Raw genomic sequence first — 23,504 nt, forward strand, 5'->3', positions numbered from 1 at the left:
CGGGCCGCGCATCGGGCCGCGCATCCCTCGAGAGCTGAGTTGTGGTCGTCATTCGTCGCCGGAAACGACCACAACTCAGCTCTCGGTGGATGGGCGACGCGGTCGGACGACGAAGCGCACGACGAGGCCCGCGAGCAGTGCCCAGAAGGCGGCGCTGACCCCGCCGATCGCGATGCCGGATGCGGCGGTCGCGAAGGTCACGACGGCTGGCACGAGCTCGCCCGTCTCGGCGAGCGCCGCCTTGAGCGAGCCGGCGAGCGTGCCGATGAGCGCGAGCCCCGCCACTGCGGCGATGACGCCGGCCGGGGCGAGCAGCACCAGCGTTCCGAACGCGGCCGATGCCACGCCGAGGACGATGACGACGACCCCGTTGGTGACGCTCGCGACCCAGCGCCGTGAACGGTCCTCGCCCGCTTCCGGCCCCGCGGCGAGGGCCGCGCTGATCGCGGCGAGGTTGATGGCGTGGCCTCCGGCGGGGGCGCCGACGACGGTGCCGATGCCGGTCGCGATGAGCGACCGCCGCCACGGCACCTCGAAGCCGAGGCCCTTCATGACGGCCACCCCCGGCACGTTCTGAGATGCCATGGTGACGAGGTAGAGGGGCAGTGCGATGCCGATCATGCCGGCGATCGAGAACTCCGGAGCGGTGAACTCCAGGCGCGGGGCGAGGTCGGCGGCCTGGATCGAGGCGCCGGAGGCGACGATGTGCACGCCGATGACGATCGCCGCGACGAGGAACGCGATCGGCGCGGCCCATCGAGGCAGGAAGCGCAGCGCGAGCAGCCAGGCGATGACGACGGGCGCGACGGCGAGCGGGTTCTCCGCCATGCCGGTGATCGGGCCGAGGCAGAGCTGGAAGAGCACGCCCGCGAGCATGGCCTGGGCGACGGAGACGGGAATGCGAGCGACGAGCGCTCCGAGCTGCGGGATGAGCCCCGTGACGACGATGAGGAGTCCCGTGATGAGGAACGCGCCGACCGCGACCGGCCAGCCGCCATCGATGGTGCCCGTCGCCGCGAGCAGGGCCGCGCCCGGTGTCGACCAGGCGACGGTGATGGGCAGGCGAGTCCATCCCGCCAGCAGGATGCACCCGAGGCCCATGGTGACGCTCACGGCGAGGAGGCCGCTCGACGCCTGATCTGCGCTCGCCCCCACGGCGGTCAGGCCCGTCAGCACGACGATGAACGAGCTCGTGAACGCCACGAGCGCCGAGACCACGCCCGCCGAGATGGGGCGCAGGATGCCCTCGCGCGGCTCGAGAGTGCTGCTCATCGTCGGGGTCCTCGTCTCGTCCGCTCGCGCATCCCGCGATCTGCAGTTCAGCGTAGAGGCAGGGCACCAGCAGACGAAACCACGGGGCGGGATCGTCAGAAGAGCGTCGGCTGCACCATCTCGACCGGAACCAGCCCGGTGAGCGTCACGCTCGCGGACTCGAGCTCCGAGGTGCTCGAGTCGACGAGCAGCTTCTTCGCGACGGGCATCCACACGTCGAAGGACGCGCTCGAGTCGATGCCCTGGTACTTCTCCCTGACCGGGCCGAGCCCGACGGGGCGCAGCTCGAGCTTGATGCCCGTGGCGCTGAGCCCCGCTCGAGTCGCGCGGTGGCAGACGCGTTCGACGCAGCCCTCGACGACCTCCTCAGGCGTGCGGTCGGCCCGCGCGTACCCCGAGGTCGACGATTCCGAGGTGAGGCTCGTGCGGTGCCGGATGGGCGAGATCATCGCATCGTCGGTGCCGGCGCGGATGCGCCACAGCCGCCTGGCCATCCCCGTGCCGCACACCCGCAGCAGCTCGTCGCGCGGGATGACGTCGACATCGCCGATGCGCGCGACGCCGAGCTTGATGAGCCGCGCCTCGGTGCGTGCCCCGATGCCCCACACCTCGCCGATGGGCAGCTCGGTGCGCAGCTCCAGCTCGCGCGCCTCGTCGATGACGTGCACGCCGTCGGGCTTCGCTGCTCTCGAGGCGAGCTTCGCCATGAGCTTCGTGCGGCCGATGCCGACGCTGACGGGGATGCGCAGCTCGGTCGCCGCGCGGCGACGGAGCTCACGGGCGACACTCTGCGCCTCCTCCGGCGTGCGCGCCCCGACGTCGAGGAACGCCTCCTCGATCGAGCCGGGCTCGATGCCCCGCGCGACCGAGTCGAAGAGCGCGTAGAGCGCATCCCCGACCGCTTCGATCTCCTGGCGGTAGGCCTCGACGAGCAGGATGCGTGGGCACAGCTCACGCGCCTCGGTGACGAGCATGCCGGCGTGGATGCCGAACTCCCGAGCCGGGTAGTTGGCGCTGGCGATGAACAGGTGCGCCACGGCGGCGACGGGCTTGGCTGCGAGCTCCGGCCGGTCACGCAGGGCGACCGATGCGAAGAAGGAGTCGGCGTCGGCATGGAGCAGGTACGAGTTCATGACCCCGCCATCGTACCTATGTTCTAGGCAGGGTTCGAGTGGCGCGCGAGTCGCGTGTCTCACCCCCACCCTGTCGGTCGCGCGCGCCGTGCCCTAGTGTGATTGCAATTGCAATCCCTCTGGAGGCTTCATGCGCGAGCGCTACGCGACGATCGACTACCACACGGCCGGCGAGCCGTTCCGCATCGTGCCGGAGCTCGGGATCCCGATCGAGGGCGCAGACGTGGCCAGCAAGCGCGTCTTCGCCATGGCCTCCCCCGCCATCGACCGAGTCCGCCAACTGCTCTGCTTCGAGCCGCGCGGGCACGCCGACATGTACGGCGGCTTCATCGTGGAGCCGAACGACGACGGCGCCCACCTCGGGGTGCTCTTCTGGCACAAGGACGGGTTCTCGACGGCGTGCGGGCACGGCACGATCGCGCTCGGCGTGTGGGCCATCGAGAGCGGCCTCGTCGCCGCCGAGACCAGCGGCACGACGGACGTCATCATCGACGTCCCCTCAGGGCGCGTGACCGCGAGGGTCCACACCGACCCAGATGGCACCGTCACGGGGGCCGACTTCATCAACGTTCCGGGCTACGTGCTCGCGCGGCAGGTCCCCGTCTCGACATCCAGGGGCACGGTGCTCGCCGACCTCACCTTCGCCGGGGCCATCTACGCGCAGGTCGACGCGAGCACCATCGGGCTGTCGATCGAGCCGGAGGACGTGAGCGAGATCATCGCGTTCGGGCGGGAGGTGAAGTGGCTCCTGAACGATTCGCCGCACGCCCAGCATCCGAACGACGAACGACTGAGCGGGGTCTACGGCACGATCCTCTTCTCCGACCACAGCGCCGACGGCGTCGTCCGCCAGCGCAACGCCACGGTGTTCGCCGACGGTGAGCTCGACCGCTCCCCCTGCGGGTCCGGCACGTGCGCCCGGGTCGCGACGCTGACCGAGCAGGGCGCGCTGCCCGTCGGGTCCGAGCTCGTGCACGACTCCATCGTCGGCTCCCGCTTCCTCGCCCGCGTCGTCGCGGAGGGCGTCGAGGCCGGGCGCCGCGCGACGACGACGCAGGTCTCGGGCATGGCATACAAAACCGGCGAGCACGTCTTCGAGGTCGACCCTCGTGACGAGATGACGCCCGGGTTCGTGCTGCGATGAGCGCGCGCATCCCCTACCTCGGCGCCGATGACGTCGCGGCGCTCCTCTGCCCGACGGCGGCTGTCGATGCGCTCCGGCGCGCCCTCGCCGACGGGTTCCGTCCCGAGACCGACCACGCGCGCATCTTCGAGTCGCTCGAGCACGGCGAGTTCCTCCTCATGCCGGCCGAGACCGCGGACAGCGCCGGCATCAAACTGCTGACGATCGCACCGGACAACCCGGCGCGGGGACTCGCCCGCATCCAGGGCCTCTACGTGCTGTTCGACGCGGACACGCTCACGCCTGGGGCTCTCATCGACGGGCCGGCCCTCACCGATCTTCGTACCTCGGCTGTCTCCGTGGCGGCGGTCAAGGATGCGCTCGAGCGAGACTCCGGCCCGCTGGAGGTCGTCGCCTATGGCGCCGGCCCGCAGGCGAGAGCACACGTGCGCACGGTCAGGGCCGTGCTCGAGGGCACACGGCAGATCGGCCGAGTCACGTCGGTGGTCCGCTCCCCCGAGCGCGTCCCCGCGAGCGAGGATTTCGACGCCGTGGTCGCGGCGGGCAGCCATGAGGCCGAGGCTGCAACCCGCGCGGCTGGGCTCATCCTGTGCACGACGACAGCCTCGGCCCCGCTGTTCCCCGAAGAGCTCGTGCGCGACGACGCCGTGGTCGTGGCGGTCGGCTCGCATTCGCCGGATGCACGCGAGCTGCCGGGTGCGCTGCTCGGCCGAGCCGACGTGATCGTCGAGGACGTCGCGGCGGCGCTTCGCGAGTGCGGCGACGTCATCATGGCGATCGACGAGGACGCCCTCGACGCGCGGGACCTGATCCCGATGGCCGATCTCGTGCAGGGCACCCGCCGGCCGCTCGGCAGGCGCCCCGTGGTGTTCAAGAGCGCCGGAATGTCGTGGGAGGACCTCGTGCTGGCCCGGGCGATCGCCGACGCAGACGAGCGTCGCCGATGAGCACCCCCGCCGGCGCGCGGCCCAGCCCGGGCCGTCGCGACTCCGTGCGCCAGCGCGTGGCCGCGGAACTGCGAGCCGCGCTCATCGGCGGCGAGCTCACCCCTGGGCAGGTCTACTCGGCGCCTGCGCTCGCCACCCGCTTCGCCTCCTCGGCGACCCCGGTCCGGGAGGCGATGCTCGAGCTGTCGCGTGATGGGATGGTCGAGGTGCTGCCGAACACGGGGTTCCGCGTGACGGAGGTCACGCGCGCCGAGCTCGACAACCTCGCCGAAGTGCGCCGGCTGCTCGAGGTACCCGTCATGGGCGACATCGCCGAGCGGCACAGCGACGAGGACGCGGCGCGCATCCGCTCGCTGAGCCCCGTCGTCGAGGCGATGCAGCGAGCTGAGGAGGCGAACGACATGGTCGCCTACCTGACGGCCGACACCGAGTTCCACACCTCGTTCCTGTCTCTCCACGGCAACCCGGAGCTCGTCCAGATCGTGCGGCGTGCCCGCGAGCGCAGCCGCCTCCACAACCTGCTGCCGCTCGCCGAAGCCGGCCAGCTCACCGCGTCCACGCTCGAGCACGGCCAGATGATCGAGGCGGCGCTCGATCGCGATCGAGCGCGGATGCAGGAGCTGGTGGCACAGCACATCGGCCACGTGCGCGGCGAGTGGGCCGGTCGCTGACTGCTGCTGGCGCTGAGGCTGTCGACCTCGGACGTTCAGGCTCGTGGCGGGGAGGTCGACGGTGGCGCCAACCGCACCATGCCGCGTCACCCCTGTTACCGTCTAATCAGACTAGACAGTAACAACAAAGGGAGACAAATGAGCGATTGGGCGCTTCCCGAGCGGTTCGAGGTCGGCGACGGCACGGTGCGATGGGGTTCGTTCGGCGACGGGCCCCCGCTCGTCCTGCTGCACGGCACGCCATTCTCGTCATTCATCTGGCGCGACGTCGTTCCGGTGCTGGCTCGTGATCACCGGGTCCACGTCTGGGACATGCTCGGATTCGGGCAGTCGACCCGCACCGCACCCGACGTGAGCCTTCGGCAGCAAGCGGTGATCTTCGTCGACCTTCTCGAACACTGGGGCGTCTCCACACCTCAGGTTGTGGCACACGATGTCGGCGGCGCGGTCGCGCTGCGCGCCGCACTCCTCCACAACGTGACCTTCGAGTCACTCACGCTCATCGATGCCGCCACGGTGAGCGGCTGGGGCTCCGGGGGATTCTTCCAGACCATCCACCAGCACCCCGCGGCCTTCGAGGCGCTTCCAGCCTGGGCCAGTGCTGCCCTCATCGACGCCAAGATCCGGTCCGGCAGCCACACGGGTCTCCGCGCGGAGGCGCTGGCTTCGTACACGGACCAGTGGGCAGGGACAGAAGGTGCACGGGCGTTCTACCAGCAGTACGCGCAGGGTGGCGAGGACAACACCGACGAGCTCCAGGGGCTACTCCACCTGCTGGACATCCCGGTCCACGTGATCTGGGGCGCGGACGACTCGTGGCTCGGTGTCGACTACGCCCAGCGACTCATGACGGCACTTCCGGATCACGCGCGGTTCTCTCTCATCGACGGAGCCGGACACATGGTCCCGGAGGACCAGCCGGGCGAACTCCTCAGACTGTTGAGCACGTGAGCACCGTGCAGTCAGTCGTGCCTGAGGAGCTGCGCGTCGTTGAAGAGTTCTGCAACAGCGCGACGCTGCTGCACGGCACAGATGCCCTGGCGACCCTGCGTGGCGGGCGGGAGTGGATGGTCCAGCACGGATGGGACGGGGACTGCACGCTCGAGCACCTCGCCTCATTGCGCGGCGCGCGCGAGGTCATCCGCGCTTTCCTCGCCGACCGGAGCGACGCGTCAGCGCGATCGGCCTTGAACCGGCTCGCTCAGGAGCACTGGGCAAGCCCTCACGTCGACGATGACGGTCGACTTTCGCTGACCCCGTCGAGCGCACGGACGACGTCGCCAGCAGGCGCGGCGGTCCGAGCACTGCTGCTCTCCGGCTTGACCGGCTCGGGGCTGCGGCTCAGGACTTGCGCGTCGGACACGTGCCGGTGGGTGTTCTTCGACAGTTCCCGATCCAGGACGCGCACCTGGTGCGACATGAACACGTGCGGTGCGCGGAGCAAGATGCGCCAGTACCGCGGTCGGCTCGCCTGAACCTCCAGGGCGCCGGCTCGATACTCGTGGACCTGGCGTTCGGGACATGTGAAACAGGTCACTCTTCGCTGTATAGTCACTCCATGCTGACTCTTGCTTCGAGGCTCGACGTGATGAACAGGCTCGGTCGGGCGATGGCGGATCCCACCCGATCGAGGATCCTGCTTGCGCTCCTCTCCGGCCCCGGGTACCCCGCGCGTCTCTCCGAGTCGCTGGGGCTCACTCGCACGAACGTCTCGAACCACCTCGCCTGCCTGCGGGGGTGCGGCATCGTCGTCGCGAGCCCCGAGGGCAGGCAGACGCGGTACGAGATCGCCGACTCGCACATCACCCGCGCGCTCGGCATGCTGATCGAGACCGTCCTGGCCGTCGACGAGGGCGTCCCGTGCGGGTCCGACTGCGACAGCTGCGCGGCGTGCGCCTCGGAAGCGGCTGGTCCCGCGTGAGCGAAGAATGCTGCGGCCCGGCCGAACCCCCGCGAGGAGGCGCCCCGCGTCGGCCGCTGCTGCTCCGCTCGGGGCCGTCACCCGCCTCCGACAACCTTCCTCCGTCGCCGGTCGTCGCTGCGGGATGCGGAGACGACGACGGAGATGCCTGCTGCGGACCTCGGCTGGCGTCGGCGGCCACACTGGCTTCGGCGACCTCACCGGCCTCCGCAGCCGAGCCGACGGGCGAACTGCCCGTCGCCGCGCCCTGGTGCCGGGATCGGGCGCTCCTGCCGTCCGCGGTGTCGGGCGTCGCCCTGATCGTCGGCTACGGATTCGAATGGGGCGGGACGCCCGCCGCCGCGGTCGCCTTCCATGCCGTCGCACTGCTTGCCGGGGCATCGACCTTCGTCCCCGACACGCTCCGTCGCCTCGCGCGGGGCCGCCTCGGGGTCGGGCTGCTCATGACGATCGCCGCGATCGGTGCCGTGCTCCTCGGGCACGTGGGCGAGGCCGCAGCACTGGCGTTCCTCTTCTCCCTCGCGGAGACGCTCGAGGGCCGCGCGATGTCGCGGGCCAAGGATGGACTGCGCGCGCTCCTCGCGCTGCTCCCGGAGACGGCGATCGTGGTTCGCGCCGGCGGCACCGCGACCGTTCCGGCCAGCGAGGTGCGTCGCGGAGATGTGCTGCAGCTCGGCGCCGGTGACCGCGCCGCCACGGATGGCATCGTGCGGGAGGGCCGATCGAACGTCGACACGTCGGCGGTCACGGGCGAGTCCATCCCCGTGCAGCTCGAACCGGGAGACGCGATCGCGGCCGGGACCATCGCCATCTCCGGCGCTCTGCGCATCGAGGCCACGGCCGACGGTCGGGACAACTCGCTGACCCAGATCGTCGAGCTGGTCCGGCAAGCCCACGCCAAGAAGGGGAACCGCGCGCGGTTGGCGGACCGCATCGCCCGCCCGCTCGTGCCGACGGTGCTCGTGCTGGCGCTGCTCATCGTGGCGTTCGGGTTCCTCGTCGGAGATCCGGCGCTCTGGACCGAGCGTGCCCTGGTCGTGCTCGTCGCCGCCTCTCCCTGCGCCCTCGCGATCGCCGTCCCGGTGACCGTGATCAGCGCGATCGGCTCCGCCTCGAAGCTCGGTGTGGTCATCACATCCGGTGCTGCGTTCGAGCAGTTCGGAACGATCCGAACCATCGCGTTCGACAAGACGGGCACGCTGACCATGAACGACCCGCGCGTCGTCGAGGTCGTTCCGGGGGCCGCTTGGACCGGGCAGGGTGTCGTCGACCTCGCGGCTGCCCTCGAGGCCGTCAGCGGGCATCCGCTCGCCAGCGCGATCACTGCGGCGGGTGAGGCCCCCTTGACCGCCACCGACGTCGAGGAGCTCGCAGGACTCGGCATAGCCGGCCAGGTGGATGGCGCGGCCGTGCGAGTGGGCAACACGAGGTGGCTCCCGCCGCTCGGCATGGAGGTCGCGGCCGAGACGCTGGCGGGCAATGGCATGACGGTCGTCGTGGTCGAGGTCGATGGCAGCATCGCAGGCCTGATCGGCGTCCGCGACGAGCTGCGCCCGGATGCTGCGGACGCCATCGATCAGCTCTCCCGGCTCGGCATCCGCTCCCTCATGCTGACCGGCGACAACACGCAGACCGCGCAGGCACTCGCATCGCAGGCGGGGATCGCCGAGGTGCACGCCGAGCAGCTTCCGGCGGACAAGGCCCGCGTCATCGAACGGCTGGCGTCCAAGACGCCGACCGCGATGGTCGGCGACGGCATCAACGACGCCCCGGCGCTCGCCACGGCAACCGTCGGGATCGCCATGGGGACCCATGGGTCCGCCGCGGCGATCGAGTCCGCGGACATCGCCTTCACGGGAAGCGACCTCAGGCTGCTTCCGAGCGCGTTCGCGCACGCCAGACGCGGACGTCGCATCATGACCGTCAACATCGCGCTTGCGCTCGCCATCATTGTGGTCCTGTTCCCGCTCGCGCTGTTCGGCGTGCTTGGCCTCGCCGGGGTCGTGCTCGTGCACGAAGCCGCGGAGCTGCTCGTCATCCTGAACGGCGTCCGAGCCGCGCGCCGACGCTGACCGGCGGCGCCCCGGGCCGACGAGACCTAGTCGCGGCGCTTCTTGCCCGACACCTCGAAGTTCGTCTCGCGCGTGGTCTGGAACTCGACGTTCTTCGGTCGGTACGAGCGCACCCGTCCGACGATGGTGAAGGCGACGACCCCGGCCAGCACGACGTAGAGCGCCACGGCGATCGGGCTCGCGAAGAACACCGAGTAGTCACCGCCCGAGCTCAGCAGGGCGTCACGGACGTTGGTCTCCATGAGGGGCCCGAGCACCATGCCGATCATGAGCGGAGCGAGCGGGATCCCGAAACGGCGCATGGCGAACCCGAGCAGGGCGAGGAGCAGCAGCATCCACAGGTCGAAGATCGAGGCGGACGTCGCGAAGATGCCCATCGCGCAGAACACGGCGATGCCCGGGTAGAGGTACTGCTTCGGGATGTCTGCGAGCTTCGCCCAGAGCGGGGCGAGCGGCAGGTTGAGCAGCAGCAGCACGACCATGGCGATGAAGAAGCTCGCGAGCAGGCCCCAGACGAGGTCGGGCGCACGCTCGAAGAGCAGCGGCCCAGGCTGGATGCCGTACTGCTGGAAGGCGGCGAGCATGATCGCGGCAGTCGAGGACACCGGGAGCCCGAGAGCGAGCAGCGATGCCATGGCGGTGCCCGTCGTCGCGTTGCCCGCCGCTTCCGGCGCGGCGAGACCGCGGATGGCGCCCTTGCCGAACTCCGGATCCTTGCGGCGCCCGTCGATCTTCTTCTCCAGGCTGTACGCCATGAACGTCGGCACCTCAGAGCCGCCGACGGGGATGACACCGAAGGGCAGGCCGATGCCCGTGCCTCGGATCCACGCGGGGAGTGCGTTGAAGAACTCGACGCGAGACAGGCGAGGCGTGCGGCTCGACATCATCGAGACGCTCGCCGGCTCGCGGCGGGCCCGGGACGCCACACGGAAGACCTCGCCGAGCGCGAGCACGGCGACGGTCACCGTGACCAGCGAGATGCCGTCGAACAGCTCGGGCACGCCAGCTGTGAAGCGCTCCGTGCCCGTCACCGAGTCGATGCCGATGACCGAGATGCCGAGGCCAAGCGTGAGGCTCGCGAGTCCGGCCACCACCGAGTCGGCGACGATCGACGAGGTCGCGATAAAGGCGAAGAGCGCAAGCGCCACGTACTCGGCGGGCCCGAAGTTCGACGAGAGCTCCGCGAGCGCCGGCGCGAGGAAGACGACCGCGATGGAGGACACGAACCCGCCGATGAACGCGCCGATGGCCGCCGTCGCGAGCGCCTGCGGCGCGCGTCCGGCCTTCGCCATCGCATGCCCCTCGAAGGTCGAGGCGATCGCCGACGACGAGCCCGGCGTGTTCATGAGGATGGCCATCGTCGAGTCGCCGAAGAGGCCGCCGAAGTAGACGCCGGCGAACAGGATGAACGCCCCGGTCGGGTCGAGTGCGAACGTCATCGGCAGCAGCAGCGCGACTGCCATCGATGAGCCGAGACCGGGAAGCACGCCGACAGCGGTGCCGAGAAGGCAGCCGATGAACACCCACATGAGGTTGATCGGGGTCAGTGCCCCTTCGAAGCCGCCGAGAAGGCTGTTGATGATGTCCATGTCAGATCCCTCCGCCGAAGATCGCTCCGGCTGGCAGGTTCACCGAGAGGAGCCCGGCGAACAGCAGGTACAGCACTGATGAGAAGGTGAGCGAGACGAGGATGTCCCGCACGGGGCTGGGCGACGCGAACGCACGCGCCATGGTCCAGAACAGCAGGCCGGCCGCGAGGATCCAGCCGAGCGGCTGGAGCAACAAGATGAAGGCGACGAACCCGCCGACCGCCCACGCGACGCGAGACCAGTCGCTGTACCAGCGCGGACCGCCCTGGCCGAGCACGCTGATCTCGGCCGTGCGCAGATCGCTGTGCACGTCCTCCGGCAGCTGCGGCTTGCGGATGATGCCGATGGCCAGCAGCACCGCGAACAGGTAGAGGAGCGCGATGATCACACCGGGGAAGAACCCTGGTCCGGGGGGATCCGTGTCCGGGGCGACGTCCATCGTGACCTGGCCGTAGAGCAGGTAGCTCGCGAAGGCCACCAGGATGGCGGGGAAGATGAGCCCGGATCGTCCGGTCCACCAGCTCGGCTGGGCTTCCCCGGTGTCGAAGTCGTCGAGATGCGTCTCGGTGTGTGCGGTCACAGTCCCAGCTCCTCAAGTAGTGCCTCGGTGCGGGCCATGTCCTCGACGAGGAACGCGTCGAGCTCCGGTCCCGTCAGCCAGGAGTCCTCCCAGCTCAGACGAGTCAGCACTTCCTGCCACTCGTCGCTCTCCCGGAGCTCGCTGAAGATCTCGAGCTGCTGCTGGAAGGCCTCGTCGCTCACCCCGGGGGCTGCGAGGAGTCCGCGCCAGTTGGCGACCTCGACGTCGTAGCCCTGCGACATGATCGTCGGGATGTCGACGCCTTCCAGCTCTTCAGCCCCGCTCACCGCGAGGGCGCGGACTCTGCCAGCTTCGATCTGGTCGGAGACGTCGTTGTAGCCGGTCGCGACCGCATCCACCGTGCCGTTCAGGAGCGCCTGGATCGCCTCGCCGCCGCCCGACTTCGGGATGTAGGTCAGCTCGGCTGGCGGGATGCCTGCGGCCTGCGCGAGCTCGGCGATGAGCAGGTGGTCGATGGTGCCTGCGGAGCCGCCCGACCATGGGATGGACTTCGGGTCGGCGGCCCACGCATCCACGAGCTCCTGGAGGGTCGTGTGCGGGGAGTCGGCTGGCACGATGATGACGTCGTAGTCTTCCGCGAACTTCGCAACGGGTCGCACGTCGTCGAAGCCGACCGGTGAGTCGTTGAGCGCGATTCCGCCGGTCATGCCCGACCCGGTCACGAGGAGGGTGTCGCTGCGACCCGTCATGGTCGTGAAGGTGCCGAGTCCGATGGTTCCGGCGGCGCCCGGGATGTTGACGACCTGCACGTTGCCGACGAGGCCCGTCGCGCGCAGCGCCTGCTGCTGCTCGCGGGCGAACCCGTCCCAGCCGCCGCCGGGGCCAGCGGGAGCGATGAGCGTGAGGTTCGCGCTCACGTCCTCGGCCGCCGATGAGCGGCTGATGGACAGCGCCGTTGCCGAGGCGACGATCGCCACTGCGCAGACTCCGACGACGACGTTCACGACGCGTCGGAGCATTGATCTGGGTGTCTTTGACATGAAACTCCGTTGTTTCCTGTGAGGGAGGTTGCGTGGGCGGTTCAGCCCGTTGAGGTGGCGAGGACGACGACGCCGTCCTCGTCGGCGGCGAGGAACTCGCCCGGACGGAAGACGACCGAGCCGAACTCGACAGCGACATCGCGCTCACCGAGGCCGTCCTTCGTCGACCGCCGCGGGTTGGTGCCGATCGCCTTGACGCCGATGGGCAGCGCGGCGAGCTCCTCGGCGTCTCGGACGACGCCGTTGACGACGAGCCCCGCCCAGCCGTTGGCCGCGGCCCTCGCGACCATGTTCCCGCCGGCCATGGCCGCGTGCAGCGAGCCGCCGGCGTCGACGACCAGGACGCGGCCGTCGCCAGGCTCCTCGACGATGGCCTTGAGCTGGAGGTTGTCGACGGGAGAGCGGAAGGTCGCGATGCGCCCGGAGAATCGGAGGAACCCGCCGAGGTCGCGGAGCTGGAGGTCGCACGACTGGATGCTGTCCTCGTACTGGTCGACGAGATCGGTTGTGCTCACGTGGGTGCTGCCTGCCATCTTCATTCGCCTTTCTCGGAGGTTGTCGGCTTCTGCTGGTGTCTCGCAGCGGCGCGGTCGAGCGCGTACGGCAGCACGCCGCCCGAACGGAGGTAGCGCTGCTCGAGCGAGGTGTCGACGCGTGCGCGCACGACGAACGAAGTGGTGCTGCCGGTCTCGGGATGCACCGCGACCACCTCGAGGCGGTCGGGCACGTCGGTGTCGGCCGCGAGGCCGCGGATGCTGAAGCTCTCGGTGCCGTCGAGCCCGAGCGTGTCGGCGTTCGCCCCGTCCTCGAACTGCAGCGGGAGCACGCCCATGCCGACCAGGTTGGAGCGGTGGATGCGCTCGAAGGACTGCGCGATCACGGCCCGGACTCCCAGCAGGCGGGTGACCTTCGCGGCCCAGTCCCGGGACGACCCGGTTCCGTACTCACGCCCTGCGAGCACGATGAGCGGTACCCCCGCGTCGGCCGCGGCGTCTGCGACGGCGTGGATCTCGCGGATGGGCGCCATCACCGCGGGCTCCCCCGCGAGGAAGTCGCGGGTGCTCCCGCCGTTGCCCGCTGGCACCAGGCGGTTGACGAGGCGGGTGTTCGTGAACCCGCCGAGCTTCATGACCCGCCAGTTGCCGCGCCGCGAGGCGTAGCTGCTCAGGTCGCGGGCACCGACCCCGAGCTCGGTCAGGTGCCTGCCCGCCGCGCTGGCGGCCGGGATGCGGCCGGCGGGGCAGATGTGGTCGGTCGTCACCGAGTCCTCGAGGAACATGAGCACTCTCGCGCCCTCGACGTCGGCACTGCCTGCCGCGGCGTCGAGCTCGAGGAAGGGCGGCCGCTGCAGGTAGGTCGAGGCCGCCTCCCAGGCGAAGCCGTCGCCGCCGGGAGCATCCAGCCCCTGCCAGTTCTCGTCGCCGTCGAAGATGGTCGAGTAGGCGTCGGTGTACATCTCGGGGTCGATGGAACTCGAGACGGCCTGCTGGATCTCCTGGTCGCTCGGCCAGATGTCGGCGAGGTGGACCGGGGCACCCGCCGCGTCGTGCCCGACTGGGTCGCGGGTCAGGTCGACGTGCATCGTGCCGGCGAGCGCATAGGCGACGACGAGCGGGGGCGAGGTCAGGAAGTTCATGCCGACGTCGTTGTTGATGCGGCCGTCGAAGTTGCGGTTGCCCGACAGCACGGAGGCGACGACGATGCCATCCTGCTCGATGCCGGCGAGCACCTCGGGGAGGAGGTCGCCCGAGTTGCCGATGCAGGTCATGCACCCGAACCCGACGAGCCCGAAGCCGAGCTCCTCGAGCGGCGACATGAGCCCGGCCTTCGCGAGGTAGTCGGTGACGACTCGAGACCCGGGGGCGAGGCTCGTCTTCACCCACGACTTGGACCGCAGGCCGCGCGCCCTGGCGTTTCGCGCGAGCAGCCCGGCCGCCATCATGACCGCGGGGTTCGACGTGTTGGTGCAGGAGGTGATGGACGCGATCGCGACGGCGCCATCGGGAACGGCACGCTCCCCCTCGCCGGAGGCGAGCGGCGCGACCTGGTGCGCCTCCGCGAGGGCTCGCGCGCTCGCGGCGGGCGCATCCGCCAGTTCGATGCGGTCCTGTGGCCGCCGCGGGCCGGCCAGGCTCGGCGTGATGCCGTCGAGGTCGACGACGACCCGACGGTCGTACTCGGCCGGGTTGCCTGGGTCGCTCCAGAGCCCCTGGGCTCGCGCGTAGGTCTCCACGAGGCTCGCCTGCTGCTCGCTTCGCCCCGTCATGAGCAGGAACTCGATCGTCGCCTCGTCGATCGGGAAGATCGCGGATGTCGAGCCGAACTCGGGGCTCATGTTGGCGATCGTGCATCGTGTCGCGAGCGAGATCTCGGCGACTCCTGGACCGTGGAACTCGACGATGTTGCCGACGACACCGAGGGCCCGCATCCGCTCGGTGAGAGTCAGCACCAGGTCCGTCGCCGTCACGCCTGGTCGGAGGCGTCCGATGAGCTCGACACCCACGACGGGCGGAATCAGCATCGTGACGGGTTCGCCGAGCATGGCGGCCTCCGCCTCGATGCCGCCCACGCCCCATGCCAGGACGGAGAGGCCGTTGACCATCGTGGTGTGCGAGTCGGTGCCGGCGACGGTGTCGGGGAACGCGCAGCCGTCGCGCACCGTCACGACGTCGGCGAGGTACTCGACGTTGACCTGGTGCATGATCCCGGCACCGGGCGGCACGACCTCAAGCCCGGAGAACGCTTCACGCCCCCACTTGATGAACCGGTACCGCTCGGCGTTGCGCTCGTACTCGCGGCGGACGTTGAGGGCGGGGGCGTCCGGCCTCGCGAAGAAGTCCGTGACCACCGAGTGGTCGACGGTGAGCTGAGCGGGAACTTCAGTATCGAGGAGCGCTGGATCGATGCCGCGTGCAGCGAAGGCATCGCGCATGGCCGCGAGATCGGTGAGCACGGGCACGCCGTTCGTGTCGTGCAGGAAGACGCGAGCGGGATGGAACGCGATGTCGTGTGTGCCAGCACCCCCGGAGACGAGCGCGTCGATGTCTCTCCGGGTGACGACCTCACCGTCGTGATGTCTCAACAGGTTCTCGAGGATGATGCGGTGCGCGAACGGCAGCCGTTCCGCCCCGGGGACGGCTCCGATGGGCCAGATCTCGAGGTCGCCGTAGGCGGTGGCGAGAACCCTCGTCGTCGCTTCGGTGTCCGTCAGCATGCTTCCTCCGTCTCCTACTGCTCTGTAGGTTATAGGCTCGATGCTACACGATGCCGGGACGCTTGCTACGATCAGTGCATGCCAGCCCCTGCCTCCCCAGCGCGGCCGCTCTTCAGAAGCAAGAGCGAGCTCGCCTACGAGGAACTCCGCCGCCGCATCCTGACCGGCATCTACGCACCAGGTGACGTCATCGGCCAGACGAAGCTCGCCGCAGAGCTCGGCCTGAGTACCACACCACTTCGAGAAGCACTCAAGCGCCTCTCGACCGAGGGGCTCGTCGACCTCGGCGCGCACCGGGACGCTCGAGTCATCCCGCTCTCCCAGGCGGAGGCCCAGAACCTCTACGAGGTCCGCGCCGCCGCCGACCCCCTCGCCTGCGCCCTGGCGGCCGAACGTCGCGACGACTCCGACCTCACCCGCATCGAGGCAGCGCTCGGCGAGCTGGAGCCGCTCACCGGCGTTGCCTCCGCAGAAGCGCTCGACGCCCATCGTCGCTTCCACCGCTCGATCTACCGGGCAGCAGCGAACCCCACGCTCCTCGGCATCCTCGATGGACTCTGGGACAAGACCGACCTCTACCGCCAACGGGCCCTTCGAGCTTGGACTCCCACACCTGAGGACCGCGCCAGGGTGCACCGCCAGCACAGCGCACTCCGAGATGCGATCGTGGCGGGCGACGCCGAGCGAGCCCGCGAGCTCTCCCACGCCCACATCACGCACAGCCTCGCGCGCCGCGCGATCGGTGCCCTCGAGACGAGCACAGCGCCACGCAGCGGAACCGCGGAGTGACCCACCTGGCGGGGCTCGGCTGAATGGCCGGCGCGAACGGTTCGAAGTGGCCGTGGATCATCATCCACGCCGTGCTCATCCAGGTCCTGACGTACGCAGTCCGGCCCGGGCTCTCGTTCGCGGTCCTCGAAGCGGGCGGGCAGGAAGCGGTCATCGGCCTGCTCGCGACCTCGTTCGCGCTCCCGGCGCTCTTCCTCGCCCTCCCCGCAGGCAGGCTCACCGACGGACGCGGCGAGCGAACCATCGCACTGCTGGGCAGTGTCCTCCTGATCGCCGCGATCGGCATCGCCCTTGTCTCCGTGCAGAGTGTCAGCGGGCTCATGATCGCGGCGCTCGTGCTCGGCGTCGGCCACCTGCTGAGCATCATCAGCGAGCAGACCGCAGTCGCGAATCGCTCGAAGAGCGGCTCAAGAGAGTCGGCGTTCGGCCTCTACACGCTCTCCGCGTCCATCGGCCAGACCCTCGGCCCGCTGCTCCTCGCCGTCCCGAGCCCCTCTGGTCCTGGCCCGAATCTCCCCCTCGTCTTCGGGTCGGCGATGGTGGCGGCCGTCCTGCTCGGCATCGCCAGCGTCTTCCTGGGGAGCAGCTCACGCGGAGAGACGACGTCCAAGCGGCCGGGATCGCTCGACTCGAGCCGACGCATCCTGCAGGAGCCCGGTGCCTTCCGCGCCGTCGTCGCGGGTGGCATCGCCATCGCATCCGTCGATGTGACGCTCGCCTTCTGGCCTGCGCTGAGCACGCAGTCAGGCGTCTCGGCCGCCCTCGTGAGTCTCATGCTGACGAGCCGCGCGCTCGCCACGCTTGCATCGCGAGCGGCCCTCCCCGCACTCAGCCGACGGCTGTCGCGACGGTTGCTCCTCCTCATCTCGCTGGGGGTCGCCGCCGTCACGCTCGCGCTCACCGGGCTCCCTATCGGTCCCGTCTGGCTCGTGATCTCGGCCGTGCTGTACGGCTTCGCCATCGGCGTCACCCAGCCCATCACGATGGCCTGGCTCACGGATGTCGCGCCGGTCGACCAGCGCGGCCTCGCTCTCTCACTCCGGCTCGTCGGCAACAGGCTCGCACAGTCCGTCATTCCCGCCGGGGCCGGGCTCCTCACTCCGATCACAGGAGGCGGCGGTGTGCTCGTCGCTATCGGCGGCTCCCTCGCTGCCGCAGCCGCCGTCGCCTACTCGCAACGGAAGCGAGAATAGGCGCCTCGAGACGCTGGCAGGCTCGTGCTTCGAGGATTCCGGATGTCGCTGGCAGCCCGATCACGAGGGCCATCGACCTAGGCCGACGGCGTCGGAGTTCTTCCCCGCCGCACGATTCGGGCCACCGCCTTCGGGGAGGAAGTGGCCCGGGACCGCACCGCGCAGGCGCCTAGTGAGCCGCCGTATCGTCGCCTTCGTCGCCCGTCTTGGGCAGCAGCCATCCGCGTTCCGGGGCGATGCCAACGCGAACGCAGTCCATGGGGCGCAGGATGTCCTCGACGGATGGGTCCGAGACCTGCGCCACGATCGTCCCCGTATCGGTCTCGATCTCGTACTCGACGCTGTCGCCGTGGAAGATGGTCGTGAGGACCCGTCCGACGTCTCCGTGGACCTCCGCGGCCTCCACCCGACCGGAGAGTCGCACCGACTCCGGCCTGATCATGAGGAGCACCTCCGTGTCGATCGTGACGCCGTCCTGGCAGTCCGTCTCGAACTCCCGGCCGAGTGCCACGACTCGGGCCCGCCCATTCGCAGGCTCGGCGAGGAGGGTGGCGTCGAGGAACGTCGCGCGGCCGATGAAGTCGGCGACGAACACCGACTCCGGGCGCCGGTACACGGTGTCCGGGACATCGACCTGCTCGATCCGGCCGCGGTTCATGACGACGATGCGGTCGGAGAGCGTCATCGCCTCGTCCTGGTCGTGGGTGACGAAGATGCTCGTGATGCCGAGTCGACGCTGCAGGCGGCGGATCTCGTTGCGCATCAGGACACGCAGCTTCGCGTCGAGGTTCGAGAGGGGCTCGTCGAAGAGCAGCACCTTCGGTCGCATGACCAGCGCACGGGCGAGGGCGACGCGCTGCTGCTGACCGCCGGACAGCTGGTGGGGCGCCCGGTCGGCGAAGTTCATGAGGTTCATGATCGTCAGGACCGTGTCGACCTCCTCGCGCATCCGCGCCGCCGGCATCTTCTTGAGCTTCAGCCCGTACGAGACGTTCTCGCGCACCGACAGGTGCGGGAAGAGCGCGTACGACTGGAAGACCATCGACATGGGCCGCTGGTTCGGGGCGACGCGGATCATGTCGGCCCCGTCGAGTTCGAGCTCCCCCGAGGTCGGCTCCTCGAACCCGGCGATCATCCGCAGCGTCGAGGTCTTGCCGCAGCCGGAGGGGCCAAGGAGGGTGATGAACTCGCCAGGTTCGATCTCGAGATCGACGGAGTCGACGGCCAGCGGGTCGTCGGCCTTGCCTCCGTATCGCTTCGTCAGCTTGCGGAGGGTGATGCGGCCGAGTGCGGCCTCAGGGTCGATGCCGACAGCCTCGGCGAGGCCATCGACGGAGTCAACGACGGTGTGTGCGACCACGGAAGATCACCTTTCGGACGAGGAAGTTGATGATGAGGATGAGCGTCAGCACGATGAGGATGAGCACCGTGCAGTACGCGAACGCGTTCCCGAAGCGCCCCGAGTCGACCTCGGCGAGGATCTGCGAGGTCATGATCTTGATGCCTGGGGTGGTGAGGAACACGATGGGCGACAGCGTCGTCATGGACCTGGCGAACGCGAAGGTCAGGCCGGTGAGGAGGGCCGACTGGATGAGCGGCAGCGTCACCTTGCGGAACGTCGTCCCCGACCCGGCGCCGAGCGACGTGGAGGCTTCCTCGATGGCGGGATGGATCTGGTTGAGCGCCGCGATGCCCGAGCGCTGGCCGGATGGCAGCGAGCGGGTGATGTAGACCATCACGATCGCGATGCCGCCGGAGAACGCCGCGCTTCCACCGGCGAGGGCCGGCAGGATCTGCACGCCGAAGATCGTGGTCGGCGTGATGTAGCTGAGCGCGTAGCCGATTCCGAGGACGGTGCCGGGTACGGCCAGCCCCAGCATGCCGACGAAGTCGAGCAGCCCGGAGGTGCGACGCAGCTTCCGAACGACGAGCCAGGCGATGAGCATCCCGAGCACGCCGGCGATCGGGGCCGCGATGAGGGCCAGGGTGGCCGTGTCGATCATGGCCTTCGAGCCGATGCCCGTGAGGACGAAGGTGAAGTGGTCGAGCGTGAACTCGTTGTTGACCCCTGGCACCTTCATGAAGCCACCGGTCAGGACGGTCACGTAGATCGTGACGATGAGCGCGCTGATCGAGCCGACGAGCAGTAGGATGGGCACCCGGATGCTCGGTGCGGTGATCTGCTCGGATCGCCCCGTCGGCTTGCCCGTCACGGTCACGACGCTGCGCTTCGAGACCCAGTAGCGCTGCACGAGGAACACGAGGAGGGCGGGCACGAGGATCGTGAGCGAGTAGGCAGCGCCCGCGCTCGTGTTGTAGTCGCCGGTGACGGCGAGGTAGGCCCGGCTCGCGAGGACCGTGTAGTCGCCGCCGAGCACCAGCGGGTTCGCGAGGTCGGCGATGGACTCCACGAACAGCAGGAGGAAGGACCCGGCGAAGCCGGGGACGAGCATGGGGATGGTGACGGAGAAGAACACCTTGAGCTTGCTCGCCCCGAGGCCAGCTGCGGCCTCGTCGAGGCTCGGGTCGAGCGACTCGAGCATGCCCTTGAAGTTCATGTAGGCGACGGGGAAGAAGGACAGGGCGAGGACGAGCACCAGGCCGGAGAGCCCGTAGATGTCGCCCTTGATGCCGAAGATGCCGTTGCTGATGGCGCCGTTGCGGCCGAAGAGCGTGATGACGGCGGTGGCGACCGCGAACGGGGGCGCCACGATCGGGACCATCGCGAGCAGGTGCAGCGCTCGTTTGCCGCGGAACGCGATGCGGACCTGGGCGAAGGCGAACAGGAAGCCGATGATGGTGCCCAGGACCCCGACGATGAGCCCGAGGACCAGTGTGTTGAGCACGATCCGATGATTGACGGGGTCGGTCACGATGCTCGCGAGCACCGCGAGCCCATCCGGGGCGAACGCTGCGGAGAGGAGGCTCATCACCGGGTAGCCGATGAGGAGCAGGAGGATGACGGCGACGGCCGTGCCGAGGATCACGACGCTGCGGTCGGCGCGGGCTCGTGACCGCGGCGCCGAGCGCGAACCGCGTCCTCGTACGGGGGCGGGGGCCGCTGGCGGCGTGGCGCCGCCAGCGACTGCTTCGAGTGTTGAGGTCATTGTTCGTCCGCGCTTCTACTCCTTGGGAGCAGGCGCCACCTCCGAGTCGAACCGTCCGGTGAGCTCGTTGCGCGCCTGCCCCGCGGCGTCGATGTCGGCGTGCACGAGCTTCACGGTGTCGAAGTCGACCATGTCCTCCGTGACGACCGCGTCCGGGTTCGTCGGCACGCTGTAGCTGCCGACGGTCGCGGCGAGATCCTGCGCCTCTGCCGTGAGGGTCCAGTCGATGAACGCCTTGGCGCCCTCTGGGTTCTTCGCGTTCTTGATGAGCGAGACGGCCCCGACCTCGTAGCCGGTTCCCTCGGAGGGGAAGGTCGTCTCGAGGTTCGTGAAGCCCTCGTTCACGAACTTCTGGCAGTCCTGGGCGAAGATCACGCCGGTGGCGACCTCACCGCGGCCTGCCATCTGGCCCGGCGCGCTGCCGCTCTTCGAGTACTGGAGGATGTTGGAGTGCAGCTTGCCGAAGAAGCCGATGGCCGCATCCTGGTCGCCGTCGTTGAGCTCGACCTCGGTCCAGAGCGCCTGGTAGGCCGTGCCGGAGGTGCCGGGGTGCGCCATGGCGATGTTCCCCTTGAACTTCGGGTCGAGCAGGTCCGCCCAGGAGGTCGGCGCCTCGGCGCCGATCTCCTCGAGCACGTCGGTGTTCGAGCAGAAGCTCAGCGCGCCGACGTAGACGCCGGTCCAGCGCCCATCCGCGTCCTTGTATTCCGACGGGATCTGCTCGGCGTTCGGTGAGGTGTACGGCTCGAGGAAGCCGGACTCGTCGGCCGCGAGATGCCCCTCGGCGCCGCCGCCGAACCAGGCGTCGAACTCCGGGGTGTCTCCTGTCGCGCTGAGGCGTGCGACGGCCTCGCCGCCGCTCAGCCGCACGTAGTTCGCCGGGATGCCGGAGGCCGCCGTGAACTCGGCGGCGATGACCTGGCACCAGTCCTCCTGCGGGGTGCAGATGAACGTGACCGGTTCGCTCGAGGCGCCCGCCTCGGTGCCCGCACCCGCCGAGCAGCCGGCGAGGAGAGCGGTGGCGGCTGTTGCCGCGACCGCGAAGGGAAGCAGTGTGCGTTGCATGCGGGAGAACTCCTTTGTCCTGGTCTTCGAACTGCCGAGCATCAGTGAGCTGTGCTCGACGTTGCCAACGCTACGAGCGGGATGCGGGCACGCCCGTGACAGCTCGGTGATGCTCGGTGACAGCTCTGTCACCGAGTTGGGCGGGAACCCTGGTGACGGACGAGGCTCAGGTGCGGTCGGCGCGGAGCAGGTAGCCGGTGCCCCGCACGCTCTCGATCGCCGCCGCGCTTCCCGTGACGGCCGCCTCGAGCTTGTGGCGCATCCGGTAGACCGCGGCCTTGATCATCTCCCGATCCCCGTGGCGGTCGTACTCGCCCCAGCACATGAGGAGGAGCTGCGAGAAGTCGAGCGGTGAGTTCGGGTGCGCCATCAGGGCGGCGAGGAGCTTGTACTCGGTGTTGGTGAGCGAGACCCGCTCCGCGGCGACGATCACATCGTGGCTCGCGGGGTCGAGCTCGAGTCGGACCCCCGAGGTCACGACGGCACGCGACGACTCCGGCCGCCGCACGAGCCGCTGCGCCCTGAGTGCCAGCTCGCGCGGGTGGAACGGCTTCGCGACGTAGTCGTCGGCCTCCGCCTCCAGCCCCGCGATCCGGTCGGAGACCTCGCCCTTCGCGGTCACGAGGATCACCGGCAGGTCCCAGCGGGACTTGATGCGCTGGCACAGCGAGATGCCCGAGATGCCCGGCAGCATGATGTCGAGCACCACGAGGTCCGGGCGTGAGCGTTCGAGGGCCGTCCACGCGGTCTCCGCCGAGCGGAACGACTCCGTCGTGAACCCCTGCGTCTCCAGCGCGAACGTGACGATGTCGAGCATCGCCGGTTCGTCGTCGACGACGAACGCGAGACTGTGGGGCGCCGTCATCGTCGACGCCTCCCGACGGCTGGGTCGGCAAGCGGCAGCGTGAACATCATCGTCGTCCCTTTCCCCGAGATCGTGTCGACGTGGATGCGGCCACCCTGCAGCTCCACGAACTGCTGCGAGATGAAGAGCCCGATGCCGGTGCCGTTGCCGAGCGGGCGGCCGCTCGAGAACCGGCTGAACAGGCGTTCCCGCTGCGTCTCCGTCATCCCCGTCCCTCCGTCGCTGACCGAGATCATGACCTCGTCGTCCCCAGGAACGATACGCACTTCCACGCGACCGCCCGCCGACTCGCTCCTCGCCGCGTTGTTCACGAGGTTCGTGATGACCTGCCTCGTGAGCTGCGGGTCGACGAACGCGCTGACCGGGGCGCCAGGGGCATCCAGCACGACCGTGACATCGGAGATCTCCGACAGCTCCTCGACGACGCCCCGGAACAGCACTCTGAGGTCGACCCGAGAGCGCTCGATCGACACGAGGCCGGCCTCGAGGCGGGCCCTCGTGAGCAGTTGCTCCGAGAAGTTGTGCATCCGCACGGCGTTGTCGACGATGCGATGCACGAACACGGCCTGCTTCTCGGTGAGCGGGCCGGCCTTCTCCTCCGCGAGGAGCTCCCCGGCTCCCTGGATGACCGCGAGCGGCGTGCGGAGCTCGTGGCTCAGCACCGATGCCTGGTCCGCCCGCCTCGTGCTGAGCTCGGTGACCTCCTCGAGCCGCGCACGGTCGCGCGCATGCTCGCGCAGCACCAGCCAGATCGAGGCCCATGCGGCCGCGAGCGCGATGAGCGCTGCGAGCCCAGTCGCCCAGTCGGACCGCATGGCGGCGAACACTGCCGCGAGGATCCCCGCGAGAACCGACACGAGGAGCACACTCGCTGCCCACCTCGACATCATCATCATCCGGATAAACCTAGACGATCAGGCGAGAGGGACACGTCGATCCTG

General features: G+C 69.5%; 21 protein-coding genes. 9 read left to right on the forward strand and 12 right to left on the reverse strand.

Going from position 1 to position 23,504, the window contains the following annotated elements; genetic code table 11:
* Positions 1-75 precede the first annotated feature (75 nt).
* Positions 76-1,272 (reverse strand): benzoate/H(+) symporter BenE family transporter, encoded by a 1,197-nt coding sequence (locus C5E06_RS13135; RefSeq protein WP_104307099.1) that lies wholly within the window; start codon positions 1,270-1,272, stop codon positions 76-78.
* 95 nt (positions 1,273-1,367) lie between these two features.
* Positions 1,368-2,405 (reverse strand): DNA polymerase IV, encoded by a 1,038-nt coding sequence (locus C5E06_RS13140; RefSeq protein ID WP_104307100.1) that lies wholly within the window; start codon positions 2,403-2,405, stop codon positions 1,368-1,370.
* 130 nt (positions 2,406-2,535) lie between these two features.
* Here C5E06_RS13140 and C5E06_RS13145 point away from each other — a divergent pair, with 130 nt between their 5' ends.
* The 7 genes from C5E06_RS13145 to C5E06_RS13175 all read left to right on the forward strand — a co-directional run bounded on the left by C5E06_RS13145 (position 2,536) and on the right by C5E06_RS13175 (position 9,160).
* Positions 2,536-3,549, forward strand: a complete 1,014-nt coding sequence (locus C5E06_RS13145; RefSeq protein ID WP_104307101.1) for a proline racemase family protein — start codon at positions 2,536-2,538, stop codon at positions 3,547-3,549.
* On the forward strand, positions 3,546-4,496 hold the full coding sequence (locus C5E06_RS13150; protein ID WP_104307102.1) for an ornithine cyclodeaminase family protein: 951 nt from the start codon (positions 3,546-3,548) through the stop codon (positions 4,494-4,496). The genes C5E06_RS13145 and C5E06_RS13150 overlap by 4 nt, the downstream gene beginning before the upstream one ends.
* On the forward strand, positions 4,493-5,167 hold the full coding sequence (locus C5E06_RS13155) for a GntR family transcriptional regulator (RefSeq protein WP_104307103.1): 675 nt from the start codon (positions 4,493-4,495) through the stop codon (positions 5,165-5,167). The genes C5E06_RS13150 and C5E06_RS13155 overlap by 4 nt, the downstream gene beginning before the upstream one ends.
* A 138-nt stretch (positions 5,168-5,305) precedes the next feature.
* Positions 5,306-6,118, forward strand: a complete 813-nt coding sequence (locus C5E06_RS13160; RefSeq protein WP_104307104.1) for an alpha/beta fold hydrolase — start codon at positions 5,306-5,308, stop codon at positions 6,116-6,118.
* On the forward strand, positions 6,115-6,642 hold the full coding sequence (locus C5E06_RS13165) for a CGNR zinc finger domain-containing protein (protein WP_104307105.1): 528 nt from the start codon (positions 6,115-6,117) through the stop codon (positions 6,640-6,642). The genes C5E06_RS13160 and C5E06_RS13165 overlap by 4 nt, the downstream gene beginning before the upstream one ends.
* A gap of 83 nt (positions 6,643-6,725) precedes the next feature.
* Complete coding sequence (locus tag C5E06_RS13170; protein ID WP_104242373.1) at positions 6,726-7,088, forward strand: helix-turn-helix transcriptional regulator; 363 nt, start codon at positions 6,726-6,728, stop codon at positions 7,086-7,088.
* Between the two features lie 281 nt (positions 7,089-7,369).
* Positions 7,370-9,160, forward strand: coding sequence for a heavy metal translocating P-type ATPase (locus C5E06_RS13175; protein WP_374953237.1), 1,791 nt, complete (start codon positions 7,370-7,372; stop codon positions 9,158-9,160).
* A 26-nt stretch (positions 9,161-9,186) separates the two neighbouring features.
* Here C5E06_RS13175 and C5E06_RS13180 read toward each other — a convergent pair whose 3' ends face one another.
* The 5 genes from C5E06_RS13180 to acnA are packed head-to-tail and all read right to left on the reverse strand — an operon-like array spanning position 9,187 to position 15,544.
* Entirely contained in the window at positions 9,187-10,749 is a 1,563-nt protein-coding gene (locus C5E06_RS13180; RefSeq protein WP_104242375.1) for a tripartite tricarboxylate transporter permease, read from the reverse strand.
* A 1-nt stretch (position 10,750) separates the two neighbouring features.
* Positions 10,751-11,329 carry a tripartite tricarboxylate transporter TctB family protein gene (locus C5E06_RS13185; protein WP_104307106.1) on the reverse strand — a complete coding sequence of 193 codons (579 nt, stop codon included), beginning with the start codon at positions 11,327-11,329 and terminating at the stop codon, positions 10,751-10,753.
* Complete coding sequence (locus C5E06_RS13190) at positions 11,326-12,330, reverse strand: tripartite tricarboxylate transporter substrate binding protein (protein ID WP_104307107.1); 1,005 nt, start codon at positions 12,328-12,330, stop codon at positions 11,326-11,328. The genes C5E06_RS13185 and C5E06_RS13190 overlap by 4 nt, the downstream gene beginning before the upstream one ends.
* Before the next feature lie 41 nt (positions 12,331-12,371).
* The gene (rraA, locus tag C5E06_RS13195) at positions 12,372-12,863 is read right to left on the reverse strand and encodes a ribonuclease E activity regulator RraA (RefSeq protein ID WP_104242381.1); all 492 of its coding nucleotides are present in this window, start codon (positions 12,861-12,863) and stop codon (positions 12,372-12,374) included.
* 2 nt (positions 12,864-12,865) lie between these two features.
* Complete coding sequence (acnA, locus tag C5E06_RS13200) at positions 12,866-15,544, reverse strand: aconitate hydratase AcnA (RefSeq protein ID WP_104307108.1); 2,679 nt, start codon at positions 15,542-15,544, stop codon at positions 12,866-12,868.
* A 78-nt stretch (positions 15,545-15,622) separates the two neighbouring features.
* Between acnA and C5E06_RS13205 the strand changes: the two genes are divergently transcribed.
* Positions 15,623-16,333 carry a GntR family transcriptional regulator gene (locus tag C5E06_RS13205; protein ID WP_104307109.1) on the forward strand — a complete coding sequence of 237 codons (711 nt, stop codon included), beginning with the start codon at positions 15,623-15,625 and terminating at the stop codon, positions 16,331-16,333.
* Between the two features lie 23 nt (positions 16,334-16,356).
* Complete coding sequence (locus tag C5E06_RS13210; protein ID WP_104307110.1) at positions 16,357-17,526, forward strand: MFS transporter; 1,170 nt, start codon at positions 16,357-16,359, stop codon at positions 17,524-17,526.
* A gap of 169 nt (positions 17,527-17,695) precedes the next feature.
* Here the strand turns inward: C5E06_RS13210 and C5E06_RS13215 are convergent, their stop codons facing one another.
* From C5E06_RS13215 to C5E06_RS13235, 5 genes are all read right to left on the reverse strand, one after another.
* On the reverse strand, positions 17,696-18,886 hold the full coding sequence (locus tag C5E06_RS13215) for an ABC transporter ATP-binding protein (RefSeq protein WP_258064774.1): 1,191 nt from the start codon (positions 18,884-18,886) through the stop codon (positions 17,696-17,698).
* Positions 18,864-20,633 (reverse strand): iron ABC transporter permease, encoded by a 1,770-nt coding sequence (locus C5E06_RS13220; RefSeq protein WP_104242389.1) that lies wholly within the window; start codon positions 20,631-20,633, stop codon positions 18,864-18,866. The genes C5E06_RS13215 and C5E06_RS13220 overlap by 23 nt, the downstream gene beginning before the upstream one ends.
* 15 nt (positions 20,634-20,648) lie before the next feature.
* Entirely contained in the window at positions 20,649-21,698 is a 1,050-nt protein-coding gene (locus C5E06_RS13225) for an ABC transporter substrate-binding protein (RefSeq protein ID WP_104242391.1), read from the reverse strand.
* Positions 21,699-21,864: 166 nt separating this feature from the next.
* Positions 21,865-22,563: a response regulator transcription factor gene (locus tag C5E06_RS13230; protein WP_104242393.1), complete on the reverse strand. Its 699-nt coding sequence runs from the start codon at positions 22,561-22,563 to the stop codon at positions 21,865-21,867.
* A complete protein-coding gene (locus tag C5E06_RS13235; protein ID WP_104307111.1) occupies positions 22,560-23,459 on the reverse strand; it encodes a sensor histidine kinase KdpD in 900 nt (299 codons plus the stop codon). The genes C5E06_RS13230 and C5E06_RS13235 overlap by 4 nt, the downstream gene beginning before the upstream one ends.
* Positions 23,460-23,504 lie beyond the last annotated feature (45 nt).

Source organism: Pseudoclavibacter sp. RFBI5 (assembly GCF_002931395.1).
Taxonomy (GTDB): Bacteria; Actinomycetota; Actinomycetes; order Actinomycetales; family Microbacteriaceae; genus Pseudoclavibacter.